This window comes from Caenibius sp. WL (assembly GCF_019803445.1).
In the GTDB taxonomy this organism is placed as follows: domain Bacteria; phylum Pseudomonadota; class Alphaproteobacteria; order Sphingomonadales; family Sphingomonadaceae; genus Caenibius.
Window position 1 is genome coordinate 3,201,329 of sequence record NZ_CP081844.1, and the last position, 13,395, is coordinate 3,214,723.

15 protein-coding genes are annotated in these 13,395 nt (G+C 65.0%); 8 read left to right on the top strand and 7 right to left on the bottom strand.

Going from position 1 to position 13,395, the window contains the following annotated elements; translation table 11 throughout:
* Positions 1-15 precede the first annotated feature (15 nt).
* On the top strand, positions 16-1,032 hold the full coding sequence (locus K5X80_RS15415; RefSeq protein WP_222558589.1) for a type II secretion system F family protein: 1,017 nt from the start codon (positions 16-18) through the stop codon (positions 1,030-1,032).
* 71 nt (positions 1,033-1,103) lie between these two features.
* On the opposite strand, the gene clpB is transcribed toward K5X80_RS15415, so the two are convergent.
* The 7 genes from clpB to rpsU form a co-directional block, all read right to left on the bottom strand.
* Positions 1,104-3,683, bottom strand: a complete 2,580-nt coding sequence (gene clpB, locus K5X80_RS15420; protein WP_222558590.1) for an ATP-dependent chaperone ClpB — start codon at positions 3,681-3,683, stop codon at positions 1,104-1,106.
* A 65-nt stretch (positions 3,684-3,748) separates the two neighbouring features.
* A complete protein-coding gene (locus K5X80_RS15425; RefSeq protein WP_261390566.1) occupies positions 3,749-4,207 on the bottom strand; it encodes a tRNA (cytidine(34)-2'-O)-methyltransferase in 459 nt (152 codons plus the stop codon).
* Between the two features lie 26 nt (positions 4,208-4,233).
* Positions 4,234-5,874 (bottom strand): Asp-tRNA(Asn)/Glu-tRNA(Gln) amidotransferase subunit GatB, encoded by a 1,641-nt coding sequence (gene gatB, locus K5X80_RS15430; protein WP_502778398.1) that lies wholly within the window; start codon positions 5,872-5,874, stop codon positions 4,234-4,236.
* A complete protein-coding gene (gene gatA / locus K5X80_RS15435; protein ID WP_222558592.1) occupies positions 5,813-7,297 on the bottom strand; it encodes an Asp-tRNA(Asn)/Glu-tRNA(Gln) amidotransferase subunit GatA in 1,485 nt (494 codons plus the stop codon). Before gatA ends, gatB begins: the two co-directional genes overlap by 62 nt.
* Entirely contained in the window at positions 7,297-7,599 is a 303-nt protein-coding gene (gatC, locus tag K5X80_RS15440) for an Asp-tRNA(Asn)/Glu-tRNA(Gln) amidotransferase subunit GatC (RefSeq protein WP_222558593.1), read from the bottom strand. The genes gatA and gatC overlap by 1 nt, the downstream gene beginning before the upstream one ends.
* A 53-nt stretch (positions 7,600-7,652) precedes the next feature.
* Entirely contained in the window at positions 7,653-8,207 is a 555-nt protein-coding gene (locus tag K5X80_RS15445) for an FKBP-type peptidyl-prolyl cis-trans isomerase (RefSeq protein WP_222558594.1), read from the bottom strand.
* A 120-nt stretch (positions 8,208-8,327) separates the two neighbouring features.
* Positions 8,328-8,534, bottom strand: coding sequence for a 30S ribosomal protein S21 (gene rpsU / locus K5X80_RS15450; RefSeq protein ID WP_067677802.1), 207 nt, complete (start codon positions 8,532-8,534; stop codon positions 8,328-8,330).
* 244 nt (positions 8,535-8,778) lie between these two features.
* Here rpsU and crcB point away from each other — a divergent pair, with 244 nt between their 5' ends.
* The 7 genes from crcB (at position 8,779) to K5X80_RS15485 (ending at position 13,392) form a co-directional block, all read left to right on the top strand.
* On the top strand, positions 8,779-9,186 hold the full coding sequence (gene crcB / locus K5X80_RS15455; protein ID WP_222558595.1) for a fluoride efflux transporter CrcB: 408 nt from the start codon (positions 8,779-8,781) through the stop codon (positions 9,184-9,186).
* Complete coding sequence (locus tag K5X80_RS15460; RefSeq protein WP_222558596.1) at positions 9,183-10,430, top strand: RluA family pseudouridine synthase; 1,248 nt, start codon at positions 9,183-9,185, stop codon at positions 10,428-10,430. The genes crcB and K5X80_RS15460 overlap by 4 nt, the downstream gene beginning before the upstream one ends.
* 76 nt (positions 10,431-10,506) lie before the next feature.
* Positions 10,507-11,169: an HAD-IA family hydrolase gene (locus K5X80_RS15465; protein WP_222558597.1), complete on the top strand. Its 663-nt coding sequence runs from the start codon at positions 10,507-10,509 to the stop codon at positions 11,167-11,169.
* Complete coding sequence (locus K5X80_RS15470; RefSeq protein ID WP_222558598.1) at positions 11,166-11,375, top strand: hypothetical protein; 210 nt, start codon at positions 11,166-11,168, stop codon at positions 11,373-11,375. Before K5X80_RS15465 ends, K5X80_RS15470 begins: the two co-directional genes overlap by 4 nt.
* Positions 11,376-11,388: 13 nt before the next feature.
* Positions 11,389-12,093: an ATP12 family chaperone protein gene (locus K5X80_RS15475; RefSeq protein ID WP_222558599.1), complete on the top strand. Its 705-nt coding sequence runs from the start codon at positions 11,389-11,391 to the stop codon at positions 12,091-12,093.
* Between the two features lie 19 nt (positions 12,094-12,112).
* Positions 12,113-12,841, top strand: a complete 729-nt coding sequence (locus tag K5X80_RS15480; protein WP_222558600.1) for an Nmad3 family putative nucleotide modification protein — start codon at positions 12,113-12,115, stop codon at positions 12,839-12,841.
* A 47-nt stretch (positions 12,842-12,888) separates the two neighbouring features.
* A complete protein-coding gene (locus tag K5X80_RS15485) occupies positions 12,889-13,392 on the top strand; it encodes a GNAT family N-acetyltransferase (RefSeq protein WP_283249185.1) in 504 nt (167 codons plus the stop codon).
* Positions 13,393-13,395 lie beyond the last annotated feature (3 nt).

The window sequence follows — 13,395 nt, forward strand, 5'->3', positions numbered from 1 at the left end:
GCGGGAGCAAAAGCGATGATGTCCAACCCTCCCGGCCCCACGCTTCTCGGCGTCGATGTCTTTTTCGTCGGCACGATCCTCAGCGGTATCGCCGCCCTAGCGGTGCTGTTCGCGATCTACACCGCCATTTCCGTGCGCGATCCGATGGCCAGGCGGGTCAAGGCGCTCAATCAGCGGCGCGACGAACTCAAGGCCGGGATCGTGGCCGGGCCGGCCAAGAAACGCATCAGCATCGTCCGCAAGAGCGAAACGACCGACCGGATGCGCACCACGCTGGAAGGGCTGAAAGTCCTCCAGGATGCCGAACTCAAGAAAGCGCAGCAAAAGCTGGCGCAAGCCGGTATCCGCAACAAGGAAATGGCCATCGTGGTGATTTTCGCCCGCCTGGTCACCCCGGTCACGTTCGGGCTGCTGGCCCTGTTCCTGTTCTATTTTTCGGACATGTTCCCCGACTGGGGCGCGCTGAAGCGCTTCGGGGCTTTCGCGGTGACGCTTCTCGCCTCTTACAAGGCGCCCGACATCTTCGTGCAGAATCTGATCTCGCGCCGCACCGACGCGATCCGCAAGGGATTGCCCGATGCGCTGGACCTGCTGGTGATCTGCGCCGAAGCGGGACTCACCGTCGATGCCGCTTTCAACCGCGTGGCGAAGGAACTGGGCCGGGCCTATCCCGAACTGGCCGACGAATTCACGCTGACCGGGATCGAACTGTCGTTCCTCACCGAACGCAAGATGGCGTTCAACAACCTCGCCTATCGCATCGATCTCGACGCGATCCGCGGGGTGGTGACGACGATGATCCAGACCGAACGCTACGGCACGCCGCTGGCGTCCGCCTTGCGCGTGCTTTCTGCCGAATTCCGCAATCAGCGGATGATGCGGGCCGAGGAAAAGGCGGCGCGCCTGCCCGCCATCATGACGATACCGCTGATCCTGTTCATCCTGCCGACCTTGTTCGTCGTCATTCTGGGGCCGGCGGCCTGTTCGATCGTCGATGCCTTCGGCGGGGGCGGTCCCGGCCACAACGGGTAAGGCGCGCCCACCCGCCTCCTTCAACCAAGGCCCCGCCGCGATCCGCGACGGGGCCTTGTCCTTTCACCGTATCAGCCGATCGTGATCTTCAGCGCCCCGTCCCCCTCGTCGATATGGACGGTGGAGCCGTCGGGGATTTCACCGCCGAGCAGCTTTTCCGCCAGCGGGTCCTGCAGATAGCGCTGCACCGCCCGCTTGAGCGGCCGAGCGCCATAAACCGGATCGTAGCCCACCCGGCCCAGCCAGCGCTCGGCCGCATCGGTGAGATCGAGCGTGATCTTGCGATCCTTGAGCAACTTCTGCACCCGCGCGACCTGGATTTCGACAATCGGCCCCATGTGATCCTGGCCGAGACGATGGAACAGGATGATCTCGTCCAGCCGGTTGAGGAATTCCGGGCGGAAATGGGCGCGGACCACGTCCATCACCTGCGGCTCCACACTCTCGACATCCTGGCCTTCGTCCAGATTGGCGAGATACTGGCTGCCGAGGTTGGACGTGAGGATAATCAGCGTGTTGCTGAAATCCACCACCCGCCCTTGCCCGTCGGTCAGACGGCCATCGTCGAGCACTTGCAGCAGAACGTTGAAGACATCGTTGTGCGCCTTCTCCACCTCGTCGAACAGCACGACCTGATAGGGCCGCCGCCGCACCGCTTCGGTCAGCACACCGCCTTCTTCATAGCCGACATAGCCCGGAGGCGCACCGATCAGCCGGGCGACCGAGTGCTTTTCCATGAATTCGCTCATGTCGATGCGGACCATCGCCGTATCGTCATCGAACAGGAATTCGGCCAGCGCCTTGGTCAATTCCGTCTTGCCGACGCCCGTGGGGCCGAGGAACAGGAAACTGCCCAGCGGGCGGTTCGGGTCCTGCAACCCGGCGCGCGCGCGGCGCACCGCCTTAGACACGGCGACCACCGCATCGCGTTGCCCGATCACCCGCTTGCCGAGTTCGTCCTCCATCCGCAGGAGCTTTTCGCGCTCACCTTCCATCATCCGGTCGACCGGCACCCCGGTCCAACGGCTGACGACCCCGGCGATATCGTCCTCGGTCACTTCCTCGCGCAGGAGGGCGTTGCTCGCCTGCCCATGCGCTTCGGCAAGCTGGCGTTCCAGTTCCGGGATGCGGCCATAGGACAGCTCGCCCGCGCGGGCGAGATCGCCCGAACGCTGCGCCTGCTCCAGTTCGACCCGCGCTTGATCCAACTCTTCCTTGACCTTGCTTTCGGCCGCGATCTTGTCCCGCTCGTTCTGCCAGCGGGTGGTCAGTTCGCTCGATTGCTGTTCCAGATTGGCGAGTTCCTCGCGCAGCGTATCGAGGCGATCCTTCGATGCCTGATCGCTTTCCTTCGACAGCGCCGCTTCCTCGATCTTGAGCTGGATGATCCGCCGGTCCAGCGCCTCGATTTCCTCGGGCTTGGATTCCACCTCCATGCGGATGCGGCTGGCGGCTTCGTCCATCAGGTCGATGGCCTTGTCGGGCAGGAAACGGTCGGAGATGTAGCGGTTGGACAGCGTTGCCGCCGCCACGATCGCGCCATCGGTGATCCGCACGCCGTGGTGCAGTTCGTATCGGTCCTTCAATCCGCGCAGGATCGAAATCGTATCCTCCACGGTCGGTTCGCCCACGAACACCGGCTGGAACCGCCGCTGCAAGGCCGCGTCCTTCTCGACATACTTCTGGTATTCGTCGAGCGTGGTCGCGCCGATACAGTGCAGTTCGCCCCGCGCCAGCGCGGGCTTGAGCAGATTGCCCGCATCCATCGCGCCTTCCGATTTGCCCGCGCCGATCAGCGTGTGCATCTCGTCGATGAAGAGGATGATCTCCCCTTCCGCGCCTTTCACTTCGTCGAGCACGGCCTTGAGCCGTTCCTCGAACTCGCCGCGATACTTCGCGCCCGCGATCAGCGCGCCCATATCGAGCGCCATCAGGCGGCGATCCTTGAGGCTGTCGGGCACGTCGCCATTGGCGATGCGCAGCGCCAGCCCTTCGACGATGGCCGTCTTGCCAACGCCGGGATCGCCGATCAGCACGGGGTTGTTCTTCGTCCGGCGGGCGAGAATCTGCACGGTGCGGCGGATTTCCTCGTCGCGGCCGATCACCGGGTCGAGCTTGCCGTCGCGCGCCGCCTGCGTCAGGTCGCGCGCGTACTTTTCCATCGCTTCGTAGCTTTCCTCGGCCCCGGCGGTGTCGGCGCGGCGCCCGCCGCGCAACTGCGCAATCGCCGCTTCGAGCGCTTCCGGCGTGACATTGGCCGCCTTGAGCGCCTGCCCCGCCGCCGTGGTGGTGGCGAGCGTCAGCGCGAGCAGCACCCGCTCCACCGTGACATAGGCATCGCCCGATTTGGTGGCGAGTTGCTCCGCCTGATCGAGTACGCGCACGGCATCGTTGTCGAGGCCCGGCGTCTGCTGCGCACCGCCGCCCGACACCGCCGGAATCTTGCCCAGCGCCTGGTCCACGTCCTGCACCGCGATCTGCGGATTGCCGCCCGCGCGCTGGATCAGCCCGGCGGCCATGCCTTCGTTGTCTTCGAGCAGCGCCTTCAGCAGATGTTCGGGCGTGATCCGCTGATGGTTCATGCGGATCGCCACGGTCTGGGCCGATTGGAGGAAACCCTTGGCGCGGTCGGTGAATTTTTCGAGATTCATGAGATGTCCCTCAAAGCCTTACGGGCAAAAGATAGTGTTGCCCCTTTGCAACACAAGGACATGGATCAAAATTTTCCGCGCAAGGCCTCGTAAGCGGCGACCGCCACCGTATTGGAGAGATTGAGCGAGCGGATATGGGTGGACCGCATCGGCAAACGCACCATGCGATGGGCCAGCGGCTCCGCAATCGCGGCAGGCAGACCTTTCGTCTCGCACCCGAAAACGAGATAGGTGTCGTCGGGATAATCGGGCTCGTCAAACCTGCGCGCGCCGTATTCCTCGAACAGGAACAACTGGTCTTCGCGCGGGGCGCGTTCGGCGAGGAACGCGTCCCAACTGTCGTATTCGGTCAGCCGCACATGCTGCCAGTAATCCAGCCCGGCGCGCTTCAGGTGCTTGTCCGACAGTTCGAAGCCATAGGGCCGGATCAGCACCAGTTCGAGGTCGAGCGCCACGCATGTGCGCCCGACCGCCCCGGTGTTGTGCGGGATTTCCGGGTGGACGAGAACCACCGCCACGGACATGCAGCGCCGCCCTCGTCCAGCCGGGTTTACGCCAGCTTCTGCTTGAGAATCTGGTTCACCACCTGCGGGTTGGCCTTGCCCTGCATGGCTTTCATCGTCTGGCCGACGAAGAAGCCGAACAGCGCTTCCTTGCCGCCCCGGTACTGTTCGACCTTGTCGGCATTGGCGGCGAGGATTTCGTCCACTTTCGCCTCGATGGCGCCGGTGTCGCTTTCCTGCTTGAGCCCTTCCCGCTCGACGATGGCGGCCGCGCCGTCACCAGTTTCCAGCATCTTTTCCAGCACCTGCTTGGCGATGGAGCCGGAAATCGTGCCGTCGCCCACCAGTGCGAGCAGTTCCGCCCCCGCCTCGGGGGTCACCGGGCTTTCCTCCAGCGAGGTACCAAGCTTGTTCAGCGCGCCGAACAGTTCGGAAATCAGCCAGTTGCTCGCCTGCTTGGCGACATCCGCCTCGCTTTTGCCCTGCGCCCTGGCCGTGGCCGCCAGCAGCGCTTCGAACCACTTCGCCGTATCGACTTCCGCCGTCAGCACGCCCGCGTTGTAGGCCGACAGGCCGAGCGTGGTTTCATAGCGCGCCCGCTTGGCATCGGGCAGTTCCGGCAGGCTGGCGCGGCATTCTTCGAGGAACGCGTCGTCAAGCTCCAGCGGCAGCAGATCGGGATCGGGGAAGTAGCGGTAATCGTGCGCGTCTTCCTTGCTGCGCATCGAACGCGTCGACCCGCTGTCGGGATCGAACAGGCGGGTTTCCTGCACCACCGTGCCGCCCGCTTCGAGCAGATCGACCTGACGGTTCGCCTCATGCTCGATCGTTTGCATCACGAACCGTACGGAATTGACGTTCTTGGTTTCGGTGCGGGTGCCGAATTCCTCGCCCGGGCGGCGCACGGACACGTTCACGTCCGCGCGCATGGAACCCTGATCCATGTTGCCGTCGCACGAACCGACATAGCGCAGGATTGTCCGCAACTTGGACAGATAGGCCCCGGCTTCGGCCGGCGAGCGCATATCCGGGCGGCTGACGATTTCCATCAGCGCCACGCCCGACCGGTTGAGATCGACATAGGACATCGTCGGGTGCTGATCGTGCATCAGCTTGCCCGCATCCTGTTCCACATGGATGCGTTCGATCCCGATGGTCTTGGTGCTGCCTTCGGGGTTCTTGTCATCCAGCGTGATGTCGATCGCGCCCTCGCCCACCAGCGGGTGGTAGAGCTGGCTGATCTGATAGCCCTGCGGCAGATCGGCGTAGAAGTAGTTCTTGCGATCGAACCGGCTCCACTTGTTGATCTGCGCATTGATCGCCATGCCGGTGCGCACCGCCTGGCGGATGCATTCCCGGTTCGGCACGGGCAGCATGCCGGGCATCGCCGCATCGATCAGGCTGACCTGCGAATTGGGCTCCGCCCCGAACGCGGTGGCCGCGCCCGAAAACAGCTTGGCCTGGCTGGTGACCTGGGCATGCACTTCGAGGCCGATCACGACCTCCCAATCCCCGGTGGCACCGCGGATAACATAGCGACCTTCACGATCATGAAGGCTCAGCGAAGCGTCACCACCGGCGACCTTAAGCTTTCCGCCTTCCGTTTTAAGAGTATGGTCTGTCATCTTACCACCACTTTTCCGGCTTGGCCGTGAACCCTGCGCGCTGCTCGATCGCAAGGCCCGCATTGAGCACGCCCTGTTCGTCGAACGCATTGCCGATGATCTGCAGCCCGAGCGGCAGACCTTCGCTGTTGAGCCCCGCCGGGACCGACATCGCCGGAAGCCCGGCCAGGCTGGCGGGGACGGAGAACACGTCGTTCAGGTACATTTCCAGCGGATCGCCCGACTTTTCGCCCAGTGCGAACGCCGCCGTCGGCGCCGTCGGTGCGAGAATCACATCGCACTGCGTGAATGCGTTGCGGAAATCCTGGGCGATCAACGCGCGGACTTTCTGCGCCTGGGTATAGTAGGCATCGTAGAACCCGGCCGAAAGCACATAAGTGCCGATCAGGATGCGGCGCTTCACTTCCGGGCCGAAGCCCGCCGCGCGGGTGGCCGCATACATATCCTGCAGGCCCGCCCCTTCGGGCAGATCGCGCAGGCCGTACCGCACGCCATCGTAACGGGCGAGATTGGAAGACGCTTCCGCCGGAGCGATGATGTAATAGGTCGGCAGCGCATACCGGGTGTGCGGCAGCGAGATATCAACGATTTCCGCCCCCGCATCCTTCAGCCAGGCAATGCCCTGTTCCCAGCTCGCCACCACTTCGGCGTCCATCCCGTCCATGCGGTATTCACGCGGGATGCCGACCTTCTTGCCTTTCATATCGGCGGAAAGCCCGGCCTCCCACTGCGGCACCGGCAGATCGAGACTGGTCGAATCCTTGGGATCGAACCCGGCCATGGTTTCGAGCATGATCGCGCAATCGCGCACGTCGCGCGCCATCGGGCCCGCCTGATCGAGCGAACTGGCGAACGCGACGATCCCCCACCGGCTGCACCGGCCATAGGTCGGCTTGATCCCGGAAATTCCGGTGAACGCGGCGGGCTGGCGGATCGAACCGCCGGTATCCGTGCCCGTGGCGGCAGGGCACAGGCGCGCGGCCACCGCCGCCGAACTGCCGCCCGATGACCCGCCCGGGGCCAGCGGCGCGTTGCCGCCGTCCTTGCGCCGCCAGGGCGAGATCACATTGCCGAAATAGCTGGTTTCGTTGGACGAACCCATCGCGAACTGATCGAGATTGAGCTTGCCCAGCATCCCCGCGCCCGCATCCCACAGCTTCTGCGAGACGGTGCTTTCATAGACCGGGTTGAACCCTTCGAGGATATGCGAAGCCGCCGTGGTCTGCACGCCCTGCGTGGCGAACAGATCCTTCATTCCGATCGGCACGCCGGCCATCCGGCCCAGCGGCTTGCCCGCCGCGCGGTCGGCATCGACTTTGGCGGCGGCTTCCAGCGCCTTCTCCGGCGTGGCTACGATGAAGGCGTTCAGTTCGCCCGCCGCGGCGACATTGGCGTTGAAAGCTTCCGCCACTTCACGCGCGGAAAAATCGCCCTTGGTCACGCCATCGCGGATGGCGGCGACGCCCAGTTCAGTCACATCAGTCATTATTCGATCACCTTGGGCACGCCGAAGAAGCCGTGTTCGGCCGCCGGAGCATTGGCCAGAACCGCATCCCGCTTGCCGCCGCCAGTCAGCGGATCGGCATCGACCACATCATCGCGCAGGCGCAGCGTGTTGGGAATGACGGCGGTCATCGGTTCGATACCGGTCACATCCACTTCGCCCAGCTGCTCGACCCATTCGAGAATCTGGTTGAGCTCGGGCACCATGGCCTCCAGCTCGGCATCGCTGACCTTGATCCGGGCCAGCGAGGCGATCTTGGCCACGGTGGCTTTATCGACGGACATAAGCGCCCCTTTGCAACTGAAATCCAAGCGTCTCCCCCGGAAGGGAAACGCGTTTAACGCGCGGGCTGCGGTGCGGGCTGACCGCCCTGGGCCTGCTGCATCATTTGCTGGAACATCCCCAGGCGGCTTTCGAAATCCGCCTGCGACATGAAATCGACCAGTTCGATCTCGAACGTCAGATCGGTGTTCGGCGGGATCGGCGCGCCCGGCGGCGGCGTGGCGCCGTATGCCTTTTCAGCCGGAATTTCGAGGCGGTACTTGCCGCCCTTCTTCATTTTCAGCGCGCCTTCGCGGAAGCCGGGAACCATCTGCGCCAGCGGCAGGGGCTGCCCGGCCGGAAACACGCCCTGAATCGGCAGTTGCACGTCCTTGCCTTCATCGAACACGGTGCCGTTGGGCAGCTTGCCGACATAGCGGGCGAAAATCACGTCGTCGGCCTTGGGGCTCTCGCCCTTGCCCGCGACCAGTTCCACGATTTCGACGCCGTGCGGCACCGAAGCCCAGGCGAGCCCGGCGCCAGCCAGCGCAACGGCGGCCACACCGACCCACAGCTTGGTCAGAGAGCCCTTCCTGATGGGCAGAATCGGAACGCGGGTGATCTCGGTCATCGAACAAAATCCTTCAAAGGCAACCCAGCCGGCAGATTGAGACCTGAAAGCAAAAGGGCGCGGAAACGAATCCGCGCCCTCTTGGCTTATCAAGCAGTGACGATCAAGCTTTTGCCAAGCTTACTTGGCGCCGTCACGCTCCATCCGCTTGCGTTCGAGCTTGCGGGCGCGACGCACGGCAGCCGCTTTTTCGCGGGCGCGCTTCTCGCTGGGCTTTTCGTAGTGGCGGCGCAGCTTCATTTCGCGATAGACACCTTCCCGCTGCAGCTTCTTCTTGAGCGCGCGGAGAGCCTGGTCGACGTTGTTATCGCGAACGATGATCTGCATAAACTTTCGATACCTCGACAGCTAATGGGCGACTGCCCACAGCGTGGGTAAGGCCTCCCTAAATCAAGAGAATATGGTGCCGAATCCCTGATAGGACCGGCGCGATTGCGGGTGCCCCTAACCAAATCCCGGCAAATTGGCAAGAGATTCGCGCAGCTATCCGCGCCTGCCTTCCGCCGACCGTGTCTTCACGGGGCAAGCAAGCCGCTTCCCCCCGCGCCAAACGGCGGCTAAGGCAAGCGCCATGACACCGCCATCCCCTCTTCTGGCCTCGCTCTATGTCGCTCTCGGCGGCGGTGCGGGATCCTTGCTACGCTACCAGTCGGGCAGGCTGATGACCCACTGGCTCGGCCCGCAGACCGTCACCGCCTTTCCCTGGGCCACGCTCAGCGTCAATCTGGTGGGCAGCATGGCCATGGGCCTGCTCGCCGGGTTTCTCGCCCGCCACGGCACCGGCGGCGAAGTGTGGCGCTTGCTGATCGGCGTCGGGCTGCTGGGCGGCTTCACCACATTCTCCGCATTCAGCCTTGAAATGATGCTGCTGATCGAACGCGGGCAACCCGCTCTTGCGCTGACTTACGCCGCCGTTTCGCTCTTTGCCGGGCTCACCGCGCTGTATATCGGCATGATCGTGATGCGGGTGGCGGGATGAAGCCGATTACCCCTTCGGACGAAGTCCGCCAGTTCACTGTCGGCCATGACGATGACGGTATCCGGCTGGACCGCTGGTTCAAGCGGCACTTGCCGCAAGTCGGCTTCGCTACCGTGTCGCGCTGGGCGCGCACCGGGCAGATTCGCGTCGATGGCAAGCGCACCAAGCCGGAAGACCGGCTGGAAGCCGGGCAAGTGCTGCGCATTCCGCCGGGTGGCACCACACCCACCGGTAAGGCGCAGCCCACCCGCCGCGAACTGACCGAGGACGAACTCGCCGCCGCCGATGCCATGGTCATCCATCAGGACAAGGCGGCCATCGTTCTCAACAAGCCGCCCGGCCTCGCCACGCAGGGCGGCACCAAGACGACCAGCCATGTCGATGGTCTGCTCGATGCTTTCGCCCCCGATGGTCCGCGCCCGCGCCTTGTCCATCGGCTCGACAAGGATACCTCGGGCGTTCTTCTTGTCGCCCGCACGCCGGGCAGCGCGGCCTTCTTTTCCAAGCGCTTTTCCGGCCGTTCGGCGAAGAAGATCTATTGGGCGCTGGTGGTCGGCGTGCCCGAAATCGCCGAAGGGATGATCGAGGCACCGATTGCCAAGCAGCCCGGCACCGGTGGCGAGAAGATGCACGTCGACACCGAAAATGGCCAAGCCGCCAAGACCCGCTATCGCGTGGTCGATCGCGCGGGCAACCGCGCCGCATGGGTCGAACTGCAACCGCTGACCGGGCGCACCCACCAGTTGCGCGTGCATCTGGCCGCCATCGGCCACCCGATCGTGGGCGATGGCAAATATGGCGGGCAGGATGCGTTCCTTACCGGCAGCATCAGCCGCAAGATGCATCTCCACGCCCGGCGGCTGATTATCGAACATCCGGACGGCGCCCCGCTGGACGTGACAGCGGACCTGCCCGAACATTTCGCCGCCAGCATGAACCAGCTCGGATTCGACGAAGGGCTGAGCGATGCCGGTGCGGGTTTCGGCGTGCTGGAAGACACCGCCCCGCGCACGCGCGACACGAAGAAAGCCGCCGCCAAGGCCCACGCCAAGCAATACCGCAAGGAACGGCGCGGCGAACGGCGCCGGCGGGCCGATTCCGCCCAGCCCTCGTCCACACGCGGGGCCAAGTCGCGTAGCGCCGGCAAGGCACCGGCCGGAGGCAAGGCACGCCCCGCCAGCGGCGGCCGTGCAACCGGACGGCCCACCGGCAAACGCCCGACCGGCGGTCCCAAGAAGCGCTGATGCACCCCAATCCCGCCTTCCGCTACGATGACCGAGCCCTGCTCGAAACGTTGATCGATCAGATCGGAGACGCGGCATGAGCACCGCCCCGATCCGCCTTGCCGTGTTCGATTGCGATGGCACGCTGGTGGATGGCCAAGCGGATATCTGCGCGGCGATGGAAGCGGCATTTGCCGAACACGGCCTACCCGCGCCCGAACGTCACGCGATCCGGCGCATTGTCGGCCTCAGCCTCCCGGTCGCCATGCGCAGACTGGTGCCGGAAGCCGATGCATCGCTGCTGCATGCGGCTTGCGACAGCTACAAGCTGGCGTTCCGCACGATGCGCGAACGGGGGCAATTGTCCGAACCGCTGTTTCCCGGCATTGCCCCGCTGCTCGATCACCTCGCCACGTCCGGCTGGCACCTTGGCGTGGCCACCGGGAAATCGGACCGGGGATTGCGCAATGTGCTGGCCGTCCACGGGCTGTCCGATCACTTCGTGACTTTGCAGACGGCGGATCGCCACCCGTCCAAGCCACATCCGGCCATGCTGGATGCCGCGCTGGCCGAAGCCTGCGCCCTGCCGGGCGACAGCGTGATGATCGGCGACACCACCTATGACATTGCCATGGCGGTGGCCGCCGGGGTTCGCGCCATCGGCGTGGCCTGGGGCTATCACGAAGCGGACGAACTGTTTGCCGCAGGCGCCGACGCCGTGGCCCAGACGCCTGACGAATTGCAGGACCTGCTCGCATGAACGGCGATCCCGCCCGCGCCCGCTTCTTCGCGATGCAGGCCATGCGGCTGGGCGGCCTGATGATGGTGATCGCCGCGCTGCTGGGCCTGAATGGCGTCCTGCCCGTTCCTCCGGTCGCCGCCTGGCCCCTGCTGATTGTGGGGCTGATCGAGATTTTCGTAATCCCGCAAATCCTCGCCCGCCACTGGCGCACTATCGACGAATGACGCACGAGACGGCATGAAACGCTTCTACAAGACCGCCGCCCCCGCCCCCGCCGATACCGGCTGGCAGGTCCTGCTCGACGGGCGCGGGATCAAGACTGCCATGGGCGCGCAGCAGGTCGTGCCCGGGCAAACGCTCGCCAATGCGCTGGCCGACGAATGGGCGGCGCAGGGCGAGGAAATCGACCCGGCCGGGTTCGTCTTCCGCGATCTGGCCGACTATGCCATCGACTTGGTTCGCGCCGACCGGGACGCCGCCATCGCGAACCTGCTCCGCTTCGCCGAAACCGACACGCTGTGTTACCGCGCCGATCCCGAAGAGGCGCTGTTCAAACGCCAGCAAGAGGTGTGGGAGCCGCTGGTGCAGGCCGCCGAAGCGCACCACGGCATCCATTTCCAGCGGGTCAGCGGGATCATGCATCGCCCGCAGCCGCCTGCCACGCTTGAAACGTTGCGGGTTTATCTGGCCGGTCTCGACGATTTCACGCTGGCCGCGCTCAACACGCTGGCATCGCTGGCCGCCTCGCTGACGGTCGCGCTGGCCGCGCTGGAAGATGGGGCGGACGCGCAAACGCTATGGGCGGCCGCCAATCTCGAAGAAGACTGGCAGATCGAGCTGTGGGGGGAAGACGATCTGGCCAGGGAACGCCGCGACCGGCGCGCCGCCGAGTTCGCGAACGCCCTGCGCTTTGCCACGCTGGCCCGGGCGGACAGCCGCTAGGCGCACAGGGCCCACCACCATGCGGATTGTCTTCAGCCGCAAGGGTTTCGACAGCACCGCGGGCGGATGCCCGTCACCGATTGTCGATGGCGTGCCGGTTTCGCTGCCGATCCCGGCGCAGGACCGTTCCCGCACCACTTATACCAGTCGCGGTCTCGGCGTCCTGGTCGAACAGGCCACGCGGGGCCGGATCGGCGCGCAGGACCTGTGCCATGACGATCCGATGTTTTCCGGTGCCCACTGCTGGTTCGGGCAAGCGGGCGCGGCGCAAAGTCATCTGGCCCGCAACGGGGTGGGCATCGGCGATGTGTTCCTGTTCTTCGGCTTGTTCGCCGATCCGCACACCGGGGAACGCCATCACCGCATCTACGGCCATATGCGGGTCGCCTGCCACGGCCCCCCCGATATCGTGCGACAGGCCAGCCAATGGAAGGAACCGCCCCGCCCCCATCCGCACGATCTGGGCGATTGGGGCCGCCATAACGTGCTGTATCACGGGCCGGGAACGATGACCCGATCAGCCTCCGCCGCCCTGCGCCTGACACGCGCGGGCGGCCCCTTGCGCCATTGGGCGGTGCCCGCATGGCTGCGCCGCCGGGGCCTGACCTATCACGCACGGCCGGAACGCTGGCCCCGCCCGGGCGAACTGATCTCCGCCAGCCGGGGTCAGGAATTCATCTGCGATATCGGCCGTTCCCGCCAAGCGCGGCAATGGCTGGCCACCATCATCGCCGCGATCGAAAGCTAGCGGATCAAGCCGCCGCTCAACCTCACAAGCACCAAGGAAAACAGCGTATGCATATCGAAATCCGGGCTGAACGTGCCGAAGACGCACAGGCAATCCGCCGGGTGACGGAGGCCGCTTTCAAGCTCAGCAGCCATGCCAGCGGCACCGAAGCGGCGATTGTCGAAGCGCTGCGCGAAGCGGGCGCGCTGACGCTTTCACTGGTCGCCACCGTCGGCGGCGACATCGCAGGCCATATTGCGTTCTCCCCGGTCACGATCGACGGACAGGATCTCGGCTGGTTTGGCCTCGGCCCCGTTTCCGTGACGCCGGACCTGCAAGGTCATGGGATCGGCAGCGTTCTCATCCGCGAGGGACTGGCGCACTTGCGGCAGACTGGGGCTGCGGGATGCGTCCTGCTCGGCGATCCGGCTTTCTATCGGCGCTTCGGCTTCGAAAACGATCCTGCCTTGCGCTATGAGGATGCCCCGGCCGAATATTTCATGCGCCTGGCCTTTCAGGAGGCCGTGCCTTCCGGAAAGGTCTCCTATCATGCGGGATTTGCGGCGTCATAATGA

Bases quoted from the DNA above. Each gene is read 5' to 3' on its own strand.
- K5X80_RS15415 (WP_222558589.1), top strand. From the start codon at position 16: ATGATGTCCAACCCTCCCGGCCCCACGCTTCTCGGCGTCGATGTCTTT.
- clpB (WP_222558590.1), bottom strand. From the start codon at position 3,683: ATGAATCTCGAAAAATTCACCGACCGCGCCAAGGGTTTCCTCCAATCG.
- K5X80_RS15425 (WP_261390566.1), bottom strand. From the start codon at position 4,207: ATGTCCGTGGCGGTGGTTCTCGTCCACCCGGAAATCCCGCACAACACC.
- gatB (WP_502778398.1), bottom strand. From the start codon at position 5,874: ATGCGGGCCTTGCGATCGAGCAGCGCGCAGGGTTCACGGCCAAGCCGG.
- gatA (WP_222558592.1), bottom strand. From the start codon at position 7,297: ATGACTGATGTGACTGAACTGGGCGTCGCCGCCATCCGCGATGGCGTG.
- gatC (WP_222558593.1), bottom strand. From the start codon at position 7,599: ATGTCCGTCGATAAAGCCACCGTGGCCAAGATCGCCTCGCTGGCCCGG.
- K5X80_RS15445 (WP_222558594.1), bottom strand. From the start codon at position 8,207: ATGACCGAGATCACCCGCGTTCCGATTCTGCCCATCAGGAAGGGCTCT.
- rpsU (WP_067677802.1), bottom strand. From the start codon at position 8,534: ATGCAGATCATCGTTCGCGATAACAACGTCGACCAGGCTCTCCGCGCG.
- crcB (WP_222558595.1), top strand. From the start codon at position 8,779: ATGACACCGCCATCCCCTCTTCTGGCCTCGCTCTATGTCGCTCTCGGC.
- K5X80_RS15460 (WP_222558596.1), top strand. From the start codon at position 9,183: ATGAAGCCGATTACCCCTTCGGACGAAGTCCGCCAGTTCACTGTCGGC.
- K5X80_RS15465 (WP_222558597.1), top strand. From the start codon at position 10,507: ATGAGCACCGCCCCGATCCGCCTTGCCGTGTTCGATTGCGATGGCACG.
- K5X80_RS15470 (WP_222558598.1), top strand. From the start codon at position 11,166: ATGAACGGCGATCCCGCCCGCGCCCGCTTCTTCGCGATGCAGGCCATG.
- K5X80_RS15475 (WP_222558599.1), top strand. From the start codon at position 11,389: ATGAAACGCTTCTACAAGACCGCCGCCCCCGCCCCCGCCGATACCGGC.
- K5X80_RS15480 (WP_222558600.1), top strand. From the start codon at position 12,113: ATGCGGATTGTCTTCAGCCGCAAGGGTTTCGACAGCACCGCGGGCGGA.
- K5X80_RS15485 (WP_283249185.1), top strand. From the start codon at position 12,889: ATGCATATCGAAATCCGGGCTGAACGTGCCGAAGACGCACAGGCAATC.